The following is an 18,802-nucleotide window of genomic DNA, read 5'->3' as shown; positions in this document are numbered from 1 at the left end:
AACCACCACGCCGATGAAGCTCGTGCCCCGGTACGAGCGGCTGAAGCAGCTGGCCCAGCGCTTCCCCGCCTTGGACCCCAGCGCCATCGAGACGTGTCTGACGATGCTGCGTCTGTCCAATGAGCTGACCGAGGCCTACGAAGCGCACTTCGCGCGGCATGGCGTGTCCCACGGGCGCTTCGTCGTGCTGGTGCAGCTGTTCGCGGCGGAGGACGCGGGGGAGACGCTGCGTCCCGCGGACCTCGCGGAGCTGGCGAGCTGCAGCCGCGCGACCATCACCGGCCTGCTGGACACGCTGGAGAAGGACGGCTTCATCTCCCGCGTGGATCACCCCGAGGACCGGCGCATGTACTCCGTGCACCTCACCTCGAAGGGCCGCGAGTTCATCCTGGGCATGATGCCCGACCACTACCGCCGCATCGCCGCGCTCATGGCTCCCTTGAGCCTGGATGAGCGGGACACCCTCCGCGCCCTGCTCGCCAAGGTGTCCTCCGGCATCCCCGCCCTGCGGGACCCCTGAGCAGCCCCTTCCCACACCCCATTCTTCAACGCTGTACCGAGCAACAACCATGACGACCCGTACCGCTCCTTCCCTGGAAGCCGCTCCCGCCACCGAAGCCCCCGCCGTCGCGAAGCCCGCGAAGCGCTCGCGCGCCAAGCAGGTGCTGCCCATCCTCGTGGGCGTGGCGGTGCTGGGCGGTGGCGCGCGCTTCCTCCTTACCCACGGCCACGAGTCCACCGACGACGCCCAGGTGGAGGGCCGCATCGCCAACGTGTCGCCGCGCGTGGCCGGGCAGGTGGCCCGCGTGCTGGTGCAGGACAACCAGACGGTGAAGGCCGGTGACGTGGTGGTGGAGCTGGACCACGCGGACCTGGACGCGCGCCTGGAGGTCGCTCGCGCGGACGTGATGAGCGCGGAGGCCCAGCTGTCCAACGCCCAGGCCCAGCTCACCCTCACGGAGGCCAACGCGGGCGCCAACCTGCGCCAGGCCCGCGCCGGCGTCACCCAGGCCTCCAGCGGCATCAGCTCCTCCAAGGCCGCGTTGGATCAGGCCCGCGCGGACGTGACCGCGTCCGAGGCCCGCTTCAAGCTGGCGGAGACGGACCTGGGCCGCATCAAGCAGCTGCGCGAGCAGGGCGCGGTGGCCCAGGCGGACCTGGACGCCCGTCAGGCTTCGTATGATCAGGCCAAGGCCGCCCTGGACCAGTCCCGCGCGCGGCTGACCTCCACCGAGGCCGGCATCCAGAGCTCCTCCGGTGGCCTGGAGGCCGCGCAGGGCAAGCTGTCCGCCGCGGAGACGGCGCCCGTGCAGGTGCAGGCCGCGCAGGCCGCGCTGAAGCTCGCGGAGGCGCGCCTCAAGCAGACCCGCGCCGCGCTGACGCTCTCGGAGCTGGCCGTGTCCTACGCGCAGGTGCGCGCCCCGGTGGACGGCGTGGTCAGCCGCCGCACCGTGGAGGTGGGGCAGATGGTGGGCCCGGAGCGCCCGCTGATGGCCATCGTCCCGCAGAACGACATCTGGGTCGTGGCCAACTTCAAGGAGGACCAGGTCGGTGAGATGCGCCCGGGCCAGCCGGTGGACGTGGAGGTGGACGCCTTCGGCAGCCACTCGTTCAAGGGCCACGTGGACAGCCTCGCGGGCGCCAGCGGCGCGCGCTTCGCCCTGCTGCCGCCGGACAACGCGTCCGGCAACTTCGTGAAGGTCGTGCAGCGCATCCCCGTGCTCATCCGCTTCGACGGCGACCGCAAGGACCTGCCCATCAAGCCGGGCATGAGCGTCTACGTCACCGTGGACACCCGCGCGAAGCCGGAGCCCCAGCAGTCGGCGGCGGCGGATACGCGGAAGGCGGAGTAACCCCCCGTGGACGCGCGTCGAGACGTCATCCAAGGTTCCAAGGCGGGCATCACCATCGCGGCCATGGCCGCGGCGCTGATGTCCGTGCTGGACATCTCCATCGTCAACGTGGCCCTGAGCGACATCCGCGCGAGCTTCGGCACGCCGTTGGATCAGATCGCCTGGGTGTCGACCGGCTACATGATGGCCAACGTGGTGGTCATCCCGATGACGGGCTGGCTCCAGCGCCGCTTCGGCTACCGGAGATACTTCACCTTCTCCATCCTCCTCTTCACGGTGGCCAGCGTGCTGTGCGGCCTGTCGTGGAACCTGCCCTCGCTGGTGGCCTTCCGCATCCTCCAGGGCATGGGCGGCGGCGCCATCATCCCCACGTCCCAGGCCATCCTCTTCGCCCGCTACCCGCGCGAGGAGCACGGCATGGCGGGCGCGCTCTTCGGCCTGGGCGCCGTGACGGGCCCGCTGCTGGGGCCCACCGTGGGCGGGCTCCTCATCGAAGCGGCGAGCTGGCACTGGATCTTCCTCATCAACGTGCCGGTGGGCCTCTTCGCCGCGTACATGGCGTGGCGCTCCATCGAGCAGCCCCACTTCGAGCCGTCCACGGAGAAGGTGGACCGCAACGGCATCGCGCTGCTCGCCGTGGGCATGGCGTGCCTCCAGTACGTGCTGGAGGAGGGGCACCGCGAGGACTGGTTCGACAGCCGGCTCATCACCCTGCTGGCGGTCATCGCGGGCATCGCGCTCATCACCTTCGTCGTCCACGAGCTGGAGACCCCCAGCCCCGTGGTGGACCTGCGCGTGTTCGCCAACCGCTCCTACTCCGCGGCCACGGGGGTGAACTTCCTGGTGGGCACGGCGCTGTTCTCCGGCTCGTTCCTCTTCAGCCTCTTCTGCGGCTCGGTGATGCGCTACGAGGCGCTGGACATCGGGCTCATCTTCCTCAAGGGCAGCGCCATCCAGGTGCTGCTGATGCCGCTCATCGGCAAGTTCGGCGGCAAGGTGGACGGCCGGTTCCTCATCGGCTTCGGCGTGCTGGGCGTGAGCCTGTCCTTGTGGACCAACGGCCACCTGACCACGCGCGTGGATGAAATGACCCTCATCACGCCGGTGTTCATCCGCGCCTGCTCGCTGGGCTTCATCTTCGTGCCGCTGTCGGTGATGGCGCTCAGCAACCTGCGCCCGGAGCAGCGAGGCAACGCGGCGGGCCTCTTCAACCTCACCCGCGAATTGGGCGGCTCCATTGGCACCGCGTGGATGAGCAGCGCGCTCAGCCGCTCCACCCAGGCCAACTTCACCGCCATCACCTCGCACGTGGACGTCTACGGGCAGGTGGCCCAGGAGCAGGTCGCCTCCATGACGGGCGCCATGGCCTCCCGGGGCGTGCTCAACCCCACGGGCGCGGCCTACGGCCTCTTGAGTCAGCGCATCAGCGCGCAGGCGCTGGTGCGGGCCTTCAACGCCAACTTCCTCATCCTCGCCGCGCTGTTCGTCTGCGCCCTCATCCTGGTGGCCATGCTCCAGAAGGCGGACCCCAACGTGAAGGTGGAAGGCGCGCACTAGCCGCCGCTGCCGCTGGAAACGACAAAGCGCGGGTCCCCGGTGTGCTGGGGGCCCGCGCTTCTTCGTTCCGGGCGCTACGGGAAGACGGCTACCGGCGCCACTTCTGCGCGGCGGTGCCGTTGCACTCCCAGAGCTGGAGCGGGGTGCCGCTGGCGGAGTTGCCGCCCGTCACGTCCACGCACTTGTTGGCCTGGGGGTTCACCAGGTCACCGGCGCCGGAGAGGATGAACTGCTGTGCGGGGTTGCCGTTGCAGCTCACCAACTGGATGGCCGTGCCGTTGGCGCTGGAGCCCCAGGCCACGTCCATGCACTTGCCGAACGCGCGCACCGTGCCGTCCGACATGAAGGTCCACTTCTGCGCGTTGGTGCCGTTGCAGTCCCACAGCTGCAGGCGGGTGCCGTCGTTGGTGTTGGAGTTGGGCACGTCGATGCACTTGTTCGCCAGGCCGATGATGGGGCCGCCCGTGCCGCCACCGCCCGTGGTGGTGAGCGACAGGCCGTAGGCGCTCAGGATGGGGAGGAGCGGCTGGAAGACGGTGTTGCCGCCGGAGGTGCAGTTGCCACCCGCGCCGGACGTCACGCCCTGCGCCTGGTTGCCGGACAGCCACGAGCCGCCGGAGTCACCGCCCTCCGCGCACGCGCTGGACGCCGTGAGGCCGTACACCGGGCCCGCAGAGTAGTTCACCGTGACGTTCTTCCCCGTGATGACGCCGCAGCGCCAGCCCGTGGTGGAGCCCGAGCGACACACGGACGCGTTGACGCCCGCCTCCTGCGAGCCCTGCACCAGCACGTTGCCGCCCGCGTAGTTGTTCACCCACGGCTGCGACCCCCACGAGCCGTTGGTGCGCACCCAGGCGTAGTCGTTGCCGGGCCAGTTGGCGGCCACCACCGTGCCCTGCGCCACGCCGTTGAAGCCGCTGGTGCCCGTGCCCGGCCCGCCGCAGTGGCCCGCCGTCACGAAGCCGCCCGCCACCGGGAAGCCGATGGAGCAGCGCGAGCCGCCCGGGTAGTACGCGTCACCGCCGCGCAGGTCGTACACCGGCTGGAACTCCTCGCGCGACGGCACCGTGCGCACCGCGGGGTGCTTCACGCCCGCCTTCGCGACGAAGTCCGTGCCGCCCGTCAGCGCGGAGTCCTGCGCCAGCACCACCACGCTGTTCGTCATCACGTCCACGTACCAGGCATGCACGGCGCGGCCCGCCATCCGGCTGTCGCGGTCCAGCCGGGCCTTCACCGCCTCCAGCTCCGCCTGCGTGTACTTCACCTTCTGGGGCACCGCCCCCGCGCGGCGCACCGCGTCCGCGTCCGCGTCCGTCGTCACGCCCACCACCAGCGCGCTGCCGTCCGCGTTCATCCACGCGCCGCCAAAGCGCGCGCCCAGCTCCGCGCGCAGGGTCCCCTCCACGCGCACCGCCGCCGCCTCCGACGCCAGCCGCTGCTTCGCGCCGTCCGCCGTCAGGCCCAGGTCCCGCTGCATCGCGGAGAGCAGGTCGGGCGACACGTCGTGCGCCAGCGCCGCTTCCGCCTGTGAAGGCGCCGCCATCGCCATCGAGGGAATCACGCTCAACGTGGCGCCAGCGAACAGCGCCGTCGCGGTGGAGAACAGCCCGGAGGTCCGCTTCATCGGGTCCTGCCTTTCATGCTTCGGGGAGCCCGAAGCGAAACCCGACTGAGCCGCGAAGGTCAATCAATTCAAGGATTGCTTAAAATCTCCGACATTTTTGCGTGGCCGAAGAAAGTCAGAGGAAACAAGAAGGCCCGGTGCGTCATGAGACGCACCGGGCCTGGGGACTTGCTTCGGTGTCGAGCGGAAGTTAGCGCTTCGCGCGCGGGGCCAGCGCGCGGGCGGGGGCCCGGCGGCGGCGCAGCGCGACAGCGCCCAGCATCAGCAGGGCACCGGCGAAGGGCAGGGTGCCGGACGTGCCGGACGCGCTGCAGCCCCCCGCCATGGCGTCGGACGAGTCCGGCAGGCCATTGGGGTTGTTGGACACGGGCGTGGGGGTGGGCGTCTGGCCGCCCACGCTGGGGAGCTGGGTGGTGGGCAGCTGCGGCGCCGGGGTCTCCGTCGCCGGGGTCTCCGTCACCGGCGTGGGGTCTTCCTGCGGGATGGTCGTGTCATCCGGCACGGGCGTGGGCACGGGCGTCTCCTCCACCGGCGCGGGCGCGGGCGGCATCACGTCCTCGAGCGTCGTCGCCATGGTGAAGCCGTCGTGGAAGATGGTCCCTTCGGGCTTGATGGCGTTGTCGCGGTACAGGCCCATCTTCAGGTAGTTGAGCTCCTTGCCGAACTGGTTGGCGCCGTAGGTCTTCGGCAGCACGTGCTCGCCGTTGTGCCACAGCTCCACGAAGCCGACCTTCTTGTCGGAAGACCACTTCACGTGCAGCACGAAGTCGTGCCAGTTGCCCTTGTCGATGGAGGTCTGCCACAGCACGGGTGTGGTGTTACCGCCCACGCGCAGGTTGATCTTGTCCCCGCGCACGAAGAACTCCAGCGGCGGCGAGCCACAGCAGCTCTCCTGGTGCCACTGGGTGATGACCTGCCACGAGTCATGCACCGGGTAGTTCGAGGGAAAGAGCGTGCTCCACTTGTAGTAGTACTCCTTCCCCTGCGTCTCGTGGGTCAGGTAGAGCAACTCGTTGCGGTTGCCGCTGGCGTTGATGGGATTGTCGCCCTGCTTCACAGTGGCCTTGAGGGCGTACCTGCCGTCACGCACCACGTCGGTCACGACCTGCAAGCGGCTGTTGGCAACGGCCTGTTGGCGCGTCCACTGGGACGTGTTGCCGGTCTCGAAGTCGCCCTTCCAGAGAACGCCAGCGAAAGACAGGGCCGGCATCAGGGAGGCCGCGGCAACGAGCTGAAGGAGTCGCTTCAAACAGGGGTCCTTTCGGTCCGGGTTGGGCCACGAGGACACGCGGCGGGAAAAAAGCCTTCCCGCCCCCTCCCGCCTGCCAACCCCCTGCCGCACGCGCGCCTGGCGGGCCGCCTGGTGGGGCATGAAGCGGACAAGGCCCTGCCGCCCGTCACTTCCCCAGGCATGCCGAAGCGCGTGATTCCGGGTGGATGCGGGCGCTCAAACCATCCGGCGAGAGCAGCCGTGCAGCCGAGCCCCCGGGCGTCATCCCCCCAACAACCTGACGGCCCGGCGCCCTGTCTCCCTGTCGCATCGGACGTGGGAAGTGGGGCCTTTTTTCAAGATCGGCGGAGCAGCCCGTCTATTGGTGCGTGTGTCACCCCAAACATCCGATGCGCCTGTTCTCCCACCGCCTTGCTGCCCACCGCGTCATGGAACGCCTGGAGGCAGGGGACGGAGCCAGGTCGGCGTTCGTCGGAGGTTGGTGTAGAACGGCCCGGAGGGGCGGCAGGGGGGAGACGCCCGAGGGGACCGCATGGTGAAGCCGGCGAAGATGAGTCTCTGGGCGCTGGCACTGGCCATCCCCCTCCTGGCAGGCGGCGTCGCGGCCCTGAAGCCCCGGGCGCAGCAGCCACAGCCCCTGCCTGACACCTTCTGGACGGATCGCCGGGCGGCGGCCCGCATCGAGTCCCGCCTCACGCATCCGGAAGCGGACCGCTACCGCTCGCGCGCCCCCGCGGGTGGCTGCCCGGTGCCCGCCGAGCCCATGCCCCTGGGGCCGCTCGCCCGTATGGAGGCCCAGCAGGACTGGGGCGGCATCGCGGCGGCCTATGCCCTGGAGGGCGAGTGGAACCAGGCGGCCTCGTTCCTGGAGCGCCTGCCGGCCTCGCCCGAGCGCGACAGCGACCTGGCCGCGGTGGCGCTCGCCCGCGGCGACCATGAGCGTGCGCTGCGCCTGCTGGACGCGGCGCTCACCGCGAAGCCGAACCTGACCCAGGCCCTGTGGAACCGCGCGCTGGTGTTCCGGGAGATGGGGCTGACGCTGCGCGCGTCGGAGCTGTTCGAAGAGGTGGCGAAGCGCAACGAGCAGGGCTGGGGACGTGAAGCCCACGCCCAGGCGCTGTCCTTGCGCGAGTCCACGTTGGAGCGCCAGCGCCAGTGGACGGCCGCGCGCGAAGCCACCCTGGCCCTGGTGGAGGATCCGAAGGCGCCCCTGCCCATGGACGCGGCCCGGCAGCTCCCGGGCGCGGTGCGCGGCGTCTTCTATGAGGCCGTGCGCGCCGCGGCGTCGAAGGAGCGCGCGCTGGCGCTGCTGCCCCTGGCGAAGGAGCTGGACCGGGTGCAGGGCGGCAGCGTGCTCACGGACTACGTGCAGCGCGTGGCGAAGCGCGACTTCTCCCGCCGGGCGGACCTGGCGCGCCAGTACGCGGAGACGCTGCGCGCGGGCCACGCCGTCCCGGAGGCGCTGCTGAACCGGGCGCGCGTGTCCGGCGACGAGGACATCTACCTGGGCGCGCTCCTGCGCAGCCGCAACGGCTCGCTGACGGGCCTGCAGGACATGGTCGCGCGCGTGGGCCGCATGGGCGACCCCTGGTTCACGTACATCGCGGAGCGGGACCAGGCGCGCCAGGAGGTCGTGGAAGGGGCGTGGTGGAAGGCCGAGCAGCGGCTCTTCAACGCGCTCCAGCGCTGCCGTGAGACGACGCTGTCGGTGCGCTGCCTGGACCTGGAGCGCCGGCTGACCATCTTCTACACGGACCAGCAGCGCCTCACGGAGGCGGAACAGCACGCGCGCGTGCTGTGGGCGGGCGCCCGGCAGCTGCGCGAGTGGGAGACGGAGTTCAACGTCCTGGAGATCCTCAGCCACGTGGCGCGCTCCCGCAACGACCTGGGCAGCGCGCGCGCGTACCTGGAGGAGTGGGCCGCGCGAGGCACCACCCGCAGTTGCTCCTGGCCCCACGTGCAGCTGGCGCACCTGTACTACCTGGACCTGCGGCCGGACGCCGCGCGGCGCGAGCTGGAGGCGGCGGAGGCGTGCTCGGACAACTCCATGGAGCTGGTGTTCGGCGCGACGGTCGCGGAGCTGTCCCGCTTCGGCTCCGGGCCCCGCGACGCGGAGTGGCTGAAGACGGTCACCACGCGGGCCCTGGAGGGCGCCACCGTCCCGGAGAGCGACCGCATCTACACGCACTATCTGGAGGGCCGCTTCCTCCTGGACCAGGATCGGGCCCGGGGCGAGGCGCTCCTGAAGAAGGCCATCGCGGACGCGGAGGCCCTGCCCCGCGGCGACGTGCTGGGGCGTGAGACCTGGGCGCTCAGCTATTCGTCGCTCGCGGCGGACGCGGGCCGCGCCGGGGAGTTCCCCAAGGTGGTGGCGCTGATGGCCGCGCAGCTGGGCACGCCCGTGCCTTCGCGGTGCGCGCTGGCGGCCAGCATCCACGCCGAGCGCACCACCCTGGTGGCGCTGGGGCCCAAGGGCGAGGTGAAGGGCTCCTACGACGGCTCTCGCCGGGAGTCCTTCGCCCGGGTGGATTCGTCCCGGCTGGTGCCGGACGCCCTGCGCCAGACGCTCGCCGGCTGCGAGCACGTGGACGTGTTCGCGTGGACGCCGCTCTTCGGCCGCACGGACCTGCTGCCGCCGGAGATGGCCTGGAGCTTCCGCCTGGGCCGCACGCAGGGGCCCGCTCCCGCGCCCACGTCCACCGCCGCGCGCCGCCTGGTGGTGGCGGGCGTGGAGGCGCCGTCGCTCCTGCAGTTGCCCCGGCTGCCCTCGTGGACGCCGGAGGCGGAGCCCGGCGCCGCGCCGCCGGACGTGCTGTCCGGCGCGGACGCCACGCCCTCGCGCGTGCTGGCGCGGATGGCGGACGCCACGGAGATTGAAATCCACGCGCACGGCATCACCGACCCCAGCATCTCCGGCGCGTCGCTGGTGGTGCTGTCACCGGAGGTGAACGGCCGCTACGCGCTCACGGCGGACGTGGTGCGCGAGCAGCGGCTCACCGGCGCGCCCACCGTGTTCCTGGCCGCGTGCAGCGCGGGCCGCACGTCGTCCCTCCAGAGCACGGAGCCCTTCAGCCTGCCCGCGGCCTTCATCGACTCCGGGGCCCGCGCGGTGCTGGCCTCCACGGTGGACATCCCGGACGCCGCGGGCCGCTTCTTCGACGGGGTTCGCCGGAGCATCCACGCCGGCAAGCCCGCGGCCGTCGCGCTGCGCGATGAGCGCCAGGCGTGGCTCGCGCGCGACTCCCGCGCCGTGTGGACGCGCTCCGTGTTGCTGGTGGAGCGGGCGGACTGAACAGGTCAGAAGGGAGCGTCCAGGTGCGTGTTGCCTCCCGGAACGAGGAAGTGGTGGAAGGTGACGCTGGCGCTCACGTCCAGCGCCTTCACCCAGTGCCACCAGCCCACCGGCAGGAACACCATGTCCCCGGGCTCCAGCACCGCCTCCAGCACCGTGGCCTCGGCGAACAGCGGGTGAGCGGCCAGGTCCGGCTTCGCCGCGTCCACGTGGCTGAAGGTGCCCCGGTGCGGGTACACGCGGTGGCGCTCGAAGGACGGCACCAGCCGCACGTGCTTGCGGCCCATCACCTGGCCCAACAGGATGTTCATGTTGTCGTGGTGCAGCGGGGTGACGGTGCCCGCGGGCCCCAGCAGCAGCGTCAGTTGATCCGCCCGCAGCGACGGGTCGATGAGCCCCGCGGGGGCCCGCAGGTCCTCGCGCAGCGGCGCCAGCCCCTCGCGCCCCCAGTTCTCGTTGCGCGGCACCATGTAGAAGTCGTTCGTCTCTCCGGCCGTCTCCACGCGGGTGAGGAACTCGGAGAAGGGCATCCGCGCCCGGTGCCGGTCCTGCTCGGCCGCGTGCTCCGGGTTGGCGTCGCGCCCCACCATCACCTCCACCTCCACCGCGCCGAAGCGCTCGCGGAAGTACGCCAGCGACCAGCGCTTCATCGCGGGCCAGTCCGCCATCAGGCCGCGCAGCACCACCGGCCGGTGGCCCAGGTAGTAGCGGCGGAAGAACTCCTCCGGGGACACCCCCTCGCGCACCTCCAGCTCCCGGCCCCCGTCCCGGGCGCGCAGCTCGCTGTAGACGTCCATCAGCGACTCCAGCCAGCCGAAGTGCCGGGCCACCTGGAGCGCCGCCTTGAAGTACGGGTGCTGCCCCACCGCGGCGATCTCCTCCCGCGCCAGCGCCGGGTCCACCCCCGCCTGCACCAGCGTCTGCTGTACGTCCTCCGCCGACACTCCCAATGCCAGGTTCTCCGCCAGCCACTGCCGCCACGCGGGGTGCAGTGGAGACTTGTCCTCGTTCATTCGGAACTCCTTGAAATCCTTGAAGGAGTGGCCCTGGGGGGCCCTCCTGCCGGTGAGGCAAGGCGTGGTATGGACCACGCCCAACAGTCTTTTTCTACCCATCCCCGGTTTTCGCCGGACTTCCTCAGCACCAGGAGAAGCGACCCATGATCCCCGGAGACACGTCCTCCGCCGTCAATGCCTTCGAGCCGGACCGCAGCGCCCCGCACGTGAAGAATTCGTACGTCAACTGCTCGGAGCGTGGCCCCAAGCAGCGCCGCCCCCTGCCGCCGCCGTCGGTTCCGCCCCTGCTGGCGGGGCCGGAAGGGGCCCGCTGAGGCACCTGCCGGGCAGGCTTGTCTGCCCTTCCGGGCATTTTTCTCTCAAGAAACGAACCGCTCGGCGTCTTTAGTCAGGAAAGCCCACCAGTCACTTCGGGGCCTTGTGTCATGGCCAATCTCTTCAACCGGGAAAAGCGCCACTTCGAGGCGTTCATCCAGCGACACCGGCCCAGCCTGCTGGCGGTGGCGCGGCGGTTGTGCGCTCGCGGCGCCCTGGACCCGGAGGACCTGGTCCAGGAAGCCTTCGAGCGGGCGCTGCCGGAGTTTGGCCACCTGAAGGACCGGACGGAAGCGGCGTGCGCGGCGTGGCTGTGCACGACGATGACGAACCGGTTCCTGGACCACTGCCGCCGGCATCGCACGGAGAGCCGGGGGCTGCCGCACCTGGCGCTGGTGCAGGATTTGCCGGTGACGGGGGATGGCGACCAGGAGAACTGGGAGCTGGTGGGCAACGACGCGTTCCAGGCGGCCATCGAGCAGCTCAAGCCGCATCTGCGGGACGCGTACAAGCTTCACGCGGAAGGCCGTCGCTACCAGGCCATCGCTGAACATTTCAACGTTCCCGTGGGAACCGTGGGCAGCTGGCTGACGCTGGCGCGCCGGGACCTGAGGGAACTGCTCCTTCCGAGCGTCGCCGTGGCTCGGGAGCGGGGGGTCCAGTCATGAACGCGCATTGCACCCGGTTGCACCTCTTCATGGACGGCGAGCTGTCCGAGTCCGACGCCGAAGGCTTCCGGAACCACCTGCCGCGCTGTACCGCCTGCGAGGGTGGCCTCCGGGACCTGCTCCAGTTGGAGCTGCTGGCGGCGCGCGCCCTGGGCACGGGCGTGGCGGAGGCGCCGGCGGAGAAGCCCGCGGGCAACGTGGTGTCGCTGGGCGCGTGGGTGCGCAAGAACGCGCGCGTGGTGGCGCCGCTGGCCATGGCCGCCAGCCTCTGCGCCGTCTTCGTGCCGCGCATGATGCCCGCCCAGGACGTGCCGGCGATCGTCTTCCTGGAGAACCAGACCACCCGCGAGCTGGAGGCCCGCCTGTCGGATCCGCGCGCGGACCAGTGGCGCCGCTACAGCCCCATGCGCGGTGGCGCGGACGGCATGGAGGCCGGGAATGGCACCCTGCCGCTGCGTCCGCTGGCGGAGATGGAGGAGCGCAAGGACTTCCGCGGCATCGTCGCGGCCTACGTGCTGCACGGCCAGTGGCAGCAGGCGCAGGCGGTGCTGGCGCGCGAGCCCGCGTCGCTGGCGCGCGACAGCGACCTGGCGGTGGTGGCGCTGCAGGACGGCCGCTACCAGGACGCGCTGGCGCTGTTGGACCCGGTGGTGCGCGCGGATCCGCGCAACCCGCAGGCGCTGTGGAACCGCGGCCTCGCGCTGCGCGCCCTGCACCAGGAGGCCCGCGCCGCGCGTGACTTCGACCAGGTCGCCGCGCTGGGCGAGCCGGGCTGGAGCGACGAAGCGCGCAAGCTGGCGGAAGAGCTGCGCGCCGCCGCCCGCTGAAGCACCCTGGAGTTCCCCCCGCGCGTCACGAGCGTCCACCACCGGCGCTTTCGCGCGGGGTGGGGGACTCGTTCCCCGGGATGACGTGACAGGCTGCTGGGGTTGTCGGAACACTCCAGGATCCGCCCATGCCCGAGTCCTCATCCCGAGCTTCCACCGGCTACGCCTCCATCCGCCGTGACTTCCGGTGGGAGCGGCCGGCGCACTTCAACTTCGCCACGGACGTCATCGACCGGCACGCGGCCGAGCGGCCCCAGGCCCCCGCGCTCCAGTGGTCCGACGAGTCCGGACGCTCCCAGCGCTTCAGCTTCCAGGACCTGAAGGAGCGCTCGCTGCACGCGGCGCGCTTCCTCACCGGGCTGGGCCTGAAGCGCGGCGACCGGGTCTTCATCCTGATGCCGCGCGTGCCGGAGTGGTGGTTCCTGGTGCTGGGCTGCATCCGCGCGGGCATCGTCTTCATGCCCGGCACGCCCATGCTCACCGCCAAGGACATCCGCTACCGGCTGGAGGCCGCTGGCGCGAAGGCCGTCCTCACCGACGCAAGCTGCCTGGACCGCTTCGAGGGCGTCATGGGCCAGGCCCCCGGCGTGACGACGTGGGTGTCCACCGGTGACGCGCCTGCTCCGTGGACGCGCTATGCGCCGGAGCCCCTGGCGGAATCCCAGGCGACGGCGTTCCCGCCCACGCGCTCGGATGATCCGCTGCTCATCTACTTCACGTCCGGCACCACCGGCATGCCGAAGATGGTGCTGCACACCCAGTCCAGCTACGGCCAGGGGCACCTCATCACCGGCCGCTACTGGTTGGATTTGAAGCCGGAGGACCGGCACCTCACGCTCAGCGACACCGGCTGGGCGAAGTGCGCGTGGGGCAAGCTCTTCGGCCCGTGGAGCGTGGGCGCGTGCAACGTCGTCTTCGACTTCCGCGGCCGGTTCGACCCCATGGCCTTCCTGAAGGTGCTGGAGCGGGAGAAGGTCACCACCTTCTGCGCGCCGCCCACCGCGTGGCGTGCGCTGGTGCTCCAGGATTTGAAGGCGGTGGACCTGTCCGCGCTGCGCCACTCCCTGAGCGCGGGCGAGCCGCTCAACCCGGAGGTCATCCAGACATGGAAGGAGGCCACCGGGCTGCACATCCGCGAGGGCTACGGCCAGACGGAGACGGTGGTCATCGTGGGCATCTTCCCCGGGATGGAGCCGCGCGTGGGCTCCATGGGCAAGCCGTCCCCGGGCTTCAACGTGGCCGTCATCGACGAGCACGGCGACGAGGTCGCGGACGGGCAGGAGGGCGACATCGCCGTGCGCGTGAAGCCGGAGCGGCCGGTGGGCCTGTTCGCGGGCTACCTCAACGACGACGCGGCCAACGCCGCCAGCAGCCGGGGAGACTGGTACGTCACCGGCGACCGCGCGGTGCGCGACGCGGACGGCTACCTGTGGTTCGTGGGGCGCTCGGATGACGTCATCAAGACGTCCGGCTACCGCGTGGGCCCCTTCGAGGTGGAGTCCGCGCTGATTGAACACCCGGCGGTGGCCGAGTCCGCCGTCATCGGCGTGCCGGACGACAAGATTGGCCAGCGCATCAAGGCGTACGTGCTGCTCACGCCGGGCCACACGCCGTCACCCCAGCTCGCGCAGGAGCTGCAGGACTTCGTGAAGAAGACCACGGCGCCCTACAAGTACCCGCGCGAGATTGAGTTCGTCACGGAGCTGCCCAAGACGGTGAGCGGGAAGATCCGCCGCGCCGAGCTGCGCGCCACCCAGAAGCAGTAGGCGGCGCGCAGGGCAGGGGACGGACTACTTCAGCCAGTCCGAGTGCACGAAGCCGGCGTCGGGCTTGTCCCGGCGCTGGTAGGTGTGCGCGCCGAACGCGTCGCGCTGGGCCTGGGTGAGGTTCTGTGGCAGCTCCGGGCTGCGGTAGCTGTCCAGGTACGCCAGGCTGCTGCTGAACACCGGCACGGGGATGCCCGCCTTCGTCGCGACGCCCACGAGCTTGCGCCACGCCGGGGCCATCTTGTCCAGCACGGGCGCGAAGGCCTCCGACACCATCAGGTTGGGCAGCGTGGGCTGCTGCTGGAAGGACTCGCGCAGCGGGGTGAGCAGCTTCGCGCGGATGATGCAGCCGCCCCGCCAGATGCGCGCCATCTCCGCCAGCGACACGCCCCACTTGTACTCGTCCGACGCCGCCTGGATGAGCCGCATGCCCTGCGCGTACGTCACCACGCGCGCCGCGTAGAGCGCGTCATGCGCCCACTGCGCCAGCTCCTTCTTCTCCTCCGAGGACAGGGAGACGTCGGGGCCGTGGAGCTTCTGGCTCGCGGCCACGCGCTCGTCCTTGCGCGAGGACAGGTTGCGCGCGTCCAGCGCGGACGCGATGGAGGGCACCGGCACGCCCAGGTCCAGCGCCACCTGCACCGTCCACTTGCCCGTGCCCTTCTGGCCGGCCTTGTCCAGCACCATGTCCACCAGCGGCTTGCCCGTCTCCGGGTCGCGCTTGCGCAGCACCTTGATGGTGGTCTCCAGGAGGAACGACTCGGCGATGCCCTCGTTCCACTTGCTGAACAGGTCCGCCAGCGTCGCGGTGTCCAGGCCCAGGCCGCGGCGGAGCACGTCGTACGTCTCCGCGAGCAGTTGCATGTCCGCGTACTCGATGCCGTTGTGCACCATCTTCACGAAGTGGCCCGCGCCCTCCGGGCCCACGTGGGTGACGCACAGGCCCTCTTCACTGCGCGCGGCGATGGCCTCCAGCACCGGCTGCACCAGCGCGTACGCGTCCTTGGGACCGCCGGGCATGATGGACGGGCCGTGGCGCGCGCCCTCCTCGCCGCCGGACACGCCGATGCCCAGGAAGTGGAAGCCCTTCTCCTTGCACAGGGCCTCACGGCGGCGCGTGTCCAGGTACCAGGAGTTGCCCGCGTCCATGATGACGTCGCCGGGCGACAGGAGCGGGAACAGCCGCTCCATCATCTCGTCCACGGGGGCGCCCGCGGTGATCATCAGGAGGATGCGGCGCGGGCGCTCCAGGCCGGCGACGAACTTCTCCAGCTCCGGGAAGCCCTGCAGCGCCTGCTTCGGGTTCTCCTTCTGGACCTGCTGGAGCTTCTCCGGGTGGCGGTCCCACACGGCGACGCGGAAGCCGTGGTCCGCGATGTTGAGGGCGAGGCTCGCGCCCATCACGCCCATGCCCGCCACGCCGAACTGCGCCGGCTTCGTCTGTTCGCTCATTGTTCCCTCCAGAGAGGCCGCCTCACCCGTGGGCGGCGGGATCCAACATCCACTGCGTGTTCGTCACGTGCGACGCGGGCAGGGACATATCGCCCGCGAGGATGCGCCGCATGGCGTCCCGCTTGCCCTCGCCGGCCACCAGCCCCAGCACCGCCCCCGCGCCCTGAAGCACGGGAAAGGTCAGCGTCATCCGCCACGGCGGCGGCTTGGCGCTCTGCTCCACCGCCAGCACCCGCCGCGTGCGCTCCTGGAGCGCCGGGTGGCCGGGCATCAGGCTCGCGGTGTGGCCGTCCTCGCCCACGCCGATGAGCACCACGTCCAGCTTCGCGGGCAATGTCTTCTCGTAGTCGCGCGCGGCGGCGTCGCGGTCCGTGCGCTCGCCCTGCATGCGGAACACCTGCGCGTCCGGCAGCTTCAGTGGCGAAAGCAGCGACTGCTTCACCAGCAGGTAGTTGCTGTCCTCGTGGTCGGGCGGCACGAAGCGCTCGTCCACGAAGTACACGTCCACGCGCTCCCAGGGGAGCTTGTGGTCCGCGAGCAGCCGGTACGCGGGCTTGGGCGTGTTGCCGCCCGACAGGGCCAGGCTCACGCGGTCCTTCGTCGCGAGCGCCTGGGTCAGCTCGCGCGCCATCCAGTCCGCGGCCTCGCGGGCGAGCCGGTCGGAGGGAACGATGAGGGGCTGGCTCATAGCGTGGACCACCGCCGGCCGTTCTTCGCGGGCAGCGCGTCCGCGGCGTCGGGGCCCTTGCTGCCCTTGGCGTAGGTGTGGACCGTGCCGCCTTCGTCCGTCTCCAGCGCCTTCAGGATGGGCGTGATGTAGCTCCATGCCTGCTCCACGCTGTCCTGGCGCGCGAAGAGGGTGGCGTTGCCGCGCATGCAGTCCAGGAGCAGCCGCTCGTACGCCTCCGGCACGGGCTTCTTGAAGCTCTCCGCGTAGTCCATGTCCATGGTGACGCCGCCGATGTTGACGTCCTCGCCGGGGATCTTGGACTCGAAGGACAGCGCGATGCCTTCGTGCGGCTGGATGCGCAGCGTGAGCACGTTGGGCTGCAGCCGCTGGCAGGTGGCGCCGCCGCCGCTGAACAGGCCGATGGGCACCGACTTGAAGTGGATGGACACCTCCGTCAGGCGCTTCTTCAGGTTCTTGCCCGCGCGCAGGTAGAAGGGCACGCCCTGCCAGCGCCACGAGTCGATGTTCATCTTCATCGCCACGTAGGTCGGCGTGCGCGAGCCCTTCTTCACGCCCTTCTCGTCCTGGTAGCCCTCGTACTGGCCCACCACCACGTGCTGGGGCACCTCGCCGCCTTCCACGGGGCGCAGCGCGCGGAAGACCTTGTTCTTCTCATCGCGGATGTCCTCCGCGGCGAAGGACACCGGGGGCTCCATGGCGCACAGGGCCAGCACCTGGAGCAGGTGGTTCTGCACCATGTCCCGGATGACGCCCGTCTCGTCGTAGAAGCCGCCGCGGCCCTCCACGCCAATGGCCTCCGCCGCGGTGATTTCCACGTGGTCGATGTGCTGGCGGTTCCAGAGCGGCTCGAAGATGGCGTTGGCGAAGCGGAACACCAGGATGTTCTGCACCGTCTCCTTGCCCAGGTAGTGGTCGATGCGGAAGATCTGCTTTTCGTCCAGCGCCGAGCCCAGCGTCTTGTTGAGGGCCCTGGCGCTCTCCAGGTCGTGGCCGAAGGGCTTCTCGATGATGAGCCGGCTCCAGGGCTTCTCTCCCGGCTGCTCCTCGCGCTTGATCAACCCCGCGCCGGAGAGGCTCTGGATGATCTGCGGGAACGTGGAGGCCGGGGTGGCCATGTAATAGAGCTTGTTGCCGTCCGTCTTGTGGCGCTTGGAGATGTCCTGGAGCTTCTGGCCCAGGCGCTTGAAGGCCTCCGCGTCGTCGTAGCCGCCGGAGGCGGTCTCGATGGTCTCCGTGAAGCGCTTCACCGCGGCTTCATCCAGGGGCTGCGTGCGGGCGAACTTCTTCAGGCCCTCCTTCACGTGCTCGCGGAAGGGGCCGTCCTCCAGCTTGGAGCGGCTGTAGGCGACGATGGCGAAGTTCTCGGGGAGCAGGCCGGCGCGGGCGAGCTCGAAGAGGGCGGGGAATAGTTTGCGTTCGGCCAGGTCGCCCGTGGCACCGAAGAGGACCAGGGTGCAGGGGTCCGGGCGCCCCGCGCTGAACACCGGTTCGCCCTCTCGGGGATGGGTTTCGATGTGCACTCCCTGCGCGTCCATGCGGTTCTCCCTCCGGGTTCGCCGGGCACCTTAAGGCGCTAATCTGGCGGCCCTGCAAGCGCATTGCAGGAGAATGACGCGGGCCTGACGTCTTGCCTGCCCCGGCGCTCGGGCGCTCCGCTGGCCGCGCTCGGGCTCCTCCGGTGAGCGCACGGGCGGCCGGGCGTGAGGGGGCGGTGGGAACATGGTACTCCTGGCGGCGAACCTGACGCCCCTGGCGTCGCGCTGAACGGAGTCCTCCCCTCTCGCATGCGCTACGTCGTCTCGCTGTGGTTCTTCGCGCTGTTCCTGGTCACCGCGCCCCTCCTCTTCACGTTGGGCGCGGTGTTGTTCGTGGTGGCGTACCCGCTGGACCCGAACCGCCAGTGGCTGCACGTGCTGGTGTGCCGCTGGTGCTACGGGCTGTGGCTGCACGCGTCCCCCGGCTGGCGCGTGCGGGTGGAGGGACGGGAGCTGTTGCCCAAGGGGCCGTGCGTCTACGTCGTCAATCACCAGTCGTTCGCGGACATCCTGGCGGTGATGGGGCTGTTCACGCCGTACAAGTTCGTGGCGAAGGCGTCGCTGTTCCGCACGCCGCTGGTGGGCTGGATGATGACGCTGCTGGGCTACGTGCCCATCGTGCGCGGCAGCTCCACGTCCATGGAGCAGCTCCTGGGGCCCTGCCGCCGGTGGCTTCGCAAGGGCATCCCGGTGCTCATCTTCCCGGAGGGCACCTATTCGGCCGGGGAGCTGTTGCCCTTCAAGCGCGGCGCGTTCCAGCTGGCGCTGGAGGAGCACGTGCCGGTGGTGCCGGTGCTGGTGCGCGGCACGCGGGAACTGGTGGATGGGGATGGGCCGTGGATGAGCCCTCGCGCCACCGTCACGGTGCAGGTGATGCCGGCCTTGCCGCCGGAGACGTTCGGGCCGGACTCGGCGGCCCTGGCCACGCGCGTGCGCGAGCAGTACGTGGAGGCGCTCGCGCGGGTGGGCTGAAGC

General features: G+C 70.6%; 15 protein-coding genes. 9 read left to right on the top strand and 6 right to left on the bottom strand.

The window, feature by feature from the left end:
* Positions 1 to 13 precede the first annotated feature (13 nt).
* Genes JYJ93_RS38285 through JYJ93_RS38275 form a run of 3 tightly spaced genes read left to right on the top strand, consistent with a single transcriptional unit; the run spans position 14 to position 3,410 of the window.
* The gene (locus JYJ93_RS38285; protein ID WP_206799689.1) at positions 14 to 520 is read left to right on the top strand and encodes a MarR family transcriptional regulator; all 507 of its coding nucleotides are present in this window, start codon (positions 14 to 16) and stop codon (positions 518 to 520) included.
* Positions 521 to 569: 49 nt separating this feature from the next.
* The gene (locus tag JYJ93_RS38280; RefSeq protein WP_206799688.1) at positions 570 to 1,853 is read left to right on the top strand and encodes an HlyD family secretion protein; all 1,284 of its coding nucleotides are present in this window, start codon (positions 570 to 572) and stop codon (positions 1,851 to 1,853) included.
* Between the two features lie 6 nt (positions 1,854 to 1,859).
* Positions 1,860 to 3,410, top strand: coding sequence for a DHA2 family efflux MFS transporter permease subunit (locus JYJ93_RS38275; RefSeq protein ID WP_269012980.1), 1,551 nt, complete (start codon positions 1,860 to 1,862; stop codon positions 3,408 to 3,410).
* Positions 3,411 to 3,498: 88 nt separating this feature from the next.
* Here JYJ93_RS38275 and JYJ93_RS38270 read toward each other — a convergent pair whose 3' ends face one another.
* Both JYJ93_RS38270 and JYJ93_RS38265 read right to left on the bottom strand, forming a co-directional pair.
* Entirely contained in the window at positions 3,499 to 5,034 is a 1,536-nt protein-coding gene (locus JYJ93_RS38270; protein WP_206799687.1) for a S1 family peptidase, read from the bottom strand.
* A 190-nt stretch (positions 5,035 to 5,224) separates the two neighbouring features.
* On the bottom strand, positions 5,225 to 6,283 hold the full coding sequence (locus tag JYJ93_RS38265) for a polysaccharide lyase (protein ID WP_242544080.1): 1,059 nt from the start codon (positions 6,281 to 6,283) through the stop codon (positions 5,225 to 5,227).
* 514 nt (positions 6,284 to 6,797) lie between these two features.
* Here JYJ93_RS38265 and JYJ93_RS38260 point away from each other — a divergent pair.
* Entirely contained in the window at positions 6,798 to 9,557 is a 2,760-nt protein-coding gene (locus JYJ93_RS38260) for a CHAT domain-containing protein (protein WP_206799686.1), read from the top strand.
* A 5-nt stretch (positions 9,558 to 9,562) separates the two neighbouring features.
* Here JYJ93_RS38260 and JYJ93_RS38255 read toward each other — a convergent pair whose 3' ends face one another.
* On the bottom strand, positions 9,563 to 10,570 hold the full coding sequence (locus tag JYJ93_RS38255) for a cupin-like domain-containing protein (RefSeq protein ID WP_206799684.1): 1,008 nt from the start codon (positions 10,568 to 10,570) through the stop codon (positions 9,563 to 9,565).
* Between the two features lie 146 nt (positions 10,571 to 10,716).
* Between JYJ93_RS38255 and JYJ93_RS38250 the strand changes: the two genes are divergently transcribed.
* The 4 genes from JYJ93_RS38250 (at position 10,717) to JYJ93_RS38235 (ending at position 14,149) form a co-directional block, all read left to right on the top strand.
* On the top strand, positions 10,717 to 10,887 hold the full coding sequence (locus JYJ93_RS38250; RefSeq protein WP_206799682.1) for a hypothetical protein: 171 nt from the start codon (positions 10,717 to 10,719) through the stop codon (positions 10,885 to 10,887).
* Between the two features lie 111 nt (positions 10,888 to 10,998).
* Positions 10,999 to 11,556 carry an RNA polymerase sigma factor gene (locus JYJ93_RS38245; RefSeq protein ID WP_206799681.1) on the top strand — a complete coding sequence of 186 codons (558 nt, stop codon included), beginning with the start codon at positions 10,999 to 11,001 and terminating at the stop codon, positions 11,554 to 11,556.
* Positions 11,553 to 12,383, top strand: a complete 831-nt coding sequence (locus JYJ93_RS38240) for a zf-HC2 domain-containing protein (RefSeq protein ID WP_206799680.1) — start codon at positions 11,553 to 11,555, stop codon at positions 12,381 to 12,383. Before JYJ93_RS38245 ends, JYJ93_RS38240 begins: the two co-directional genes overlap by 4 nt.
* 128 nt (positions 12,384 to 12,511) lie before the next feature.
* The gene (locus JYJ93_RS38235) at positions 12,512 to 14,149 is read left to right on the top strand and encodes an AMP-binding protein (protein WP_206799679.1); all 1,638 of its coding nucleotides are present in this window, start codon (positions 12,512 to 12,514) and stop codon (positions 14,147 to 14,149) included.
* 24 nt (positions 14,150 to 14,173) lie between these two features.
* Here JYJ93_RS38235 and gndA read toward each other — a convergent pair whose 3' ends face one another.
* The 3 genes from gndA to zwf are packed head-to-tail and all read right to left on the bottom strand — an operon-like array spanning position 14,174 to position 17,827.
* Entirely contained in the window at positions 14,174 to 15,601 is a 1,428-nt protein-coding gene (gndA, locus tag JYJ93_RS38230) for an NADP-dependent phosphogluconate dehydrogenase (RefSeq protein ID WP_206799678.1), read from the bottom strand.
* Positions 15,602 to 15,623: 22 nt separating this feature from the next.
* Positions 15,624 to 16,289: a 6-phosphogluconolactonase gene (gene pgl / locus JYJ93_RS38225; protein WP_206799677.1), complete on the bottom strand. Its 666-nt coding sequence runs from the start codon at positions 16,287 to 16,289 to the stop codon at positions 15,624 to 15,626.
* A complete protein-coding gene (zwf, locus tag JYJ93_RS38220; RefSeq protein ID WP_206799676.1) occupies positions 16,286 to 17,827 on the bottom strand; it encodes a glucose-6-phosphate dehydrogenase in 1,542 nt (513 codons plus the stop codon). Before zwf ends, pgl begins: the two co-directional genes overlap by 4 nt.
* 249 nt (positions 17,828 to 18,076) lie before the next feature.
* Here zwf and JYJ93_RS38215 point away from each other — a divergent pair, with 249 nt between their 5' ends.
* Positions 18,077 to 18,799 (top strand): lysophospholipid acyltransferase family protein, encoded by a 723-nt coding sequence (locus JYJ93_RS38215; protein WP_206799675.1) that lies wholly within the window; start codon positions 18,077 to 18,079, stop codon positions 18,797 to 18,799.
* Positions 18,800 to 18,802: the final 3 nt, after the last annotated feature.

It is taken from the genome of Corallococcus sp. NCSPR001 (assembly GCF_017309135.1).
Classification (GTDB): domain Bacteria; phylum Myxococcota; class Myxococcia; order Myxococcales; family Myxococcaceae; genus Corallococcus.
The sequence above is the reverse complement of the archived record's forward strand: the minus strand, read 5'-3'. Positions and strand labels throughout refer to the sequence as shown.

Excerpts from the sequence above, each read along its gene's own strand:
- JYJ93_RS38255 (WP_206799684.1), bottom strand. The coding sequence starts at position 10,570 with ATGAACGAGGACAAGTCTCCACTGCACCCCGCGTGGCGGCAGTGGCTG.
- pgl (WP_206799677.1), bottom strand. The coding sequence starts at position 16,289 with ATGAGCCAGCCCCTCATCGTTCCCTCCGACCGGCTCGCCCGCGAGGCC.
- gndA (WP_206799678.1), bottom strand. The coding sequence starts at position 15,601 with ATGAGCGAACAGACGAAGCCGGCGCAGTTCGGCGTGGCGGGCATGGGC.
- JYJ93_RS38215 (WP_206799675.1), top strand. The coding sequence starts at position 18,077 with ATGCGCTACGTCGTCTCGCTGTGGTTCTTCGCGCTGTTCCTGGTCACC.
- JYJ93_RS38270 (WP_206799687.1), bottom strand. The coding sequence starts at position 5,034 with ATGAAGCGGACCTCCGGGCTGTTCTCCACCGCGACGGCGCTGTTCGCT.
- JYJ93_RS38280 (WP_206799688.1), top strand. The coding sequence starts at position 570 with ATGACGACCCGTACCGCTCCTTCCCTGGAAGCCGCTCCCGCCACCGAA.
- JYJ93_RS38250 (WP_206799682.1), top strand. The coding sequence starts at position 10,717 with ATGATCCCCGGAGACACGTCCTCCGCCGTCAATGCCTTCGAGCCGGAC.
- JYJ93_RS38260 (WP_206799686.1), top strand. The coding sequence starts at position 6,798 with ATGGTGAAGCCGGCGAAGATGAGTCTCTGGGCGCTGGCACTGGCCATC.
- JYJ93_RS38240 (WP_206799680.1), top strand. The coding sequence starts at position 11,553 with ATGAACGCGCATTGCACCCGGTTGCACCTCTTCATGGACGGCGAGCTG.
- JYJ93_RS38245 (WP_206799681.1), top strand. The coding sequence starts at position 10,999 with ATGGCCAATCTCTTCAACCGGGAAAAGCGCCACTTCGAGGCGTTCATC.
- JYJ93_RS38235 (WP_206799679.1), top strand. The coding sequence starts at position 12,512 with ATGCCCGAGTCCTCATCCCGAGCTTCCACCGGCTACGCCTCCATCCGC.
- JYJ93_RS38285 (WP_206799689.1), top strand. The coding sequence starts at position 14 with ATGAAGCTCGTGCCCCGGTACGAGCGGCTGAAGCAGCTGGCCCAGCGC.
- zwf (WP_206799676.1), bottom strand. The coding sequence starts at position 17,827 with ATGGACGCGCAGGGAGTGCACATCGAAACCCATCCCCGAGAGGGCGAA.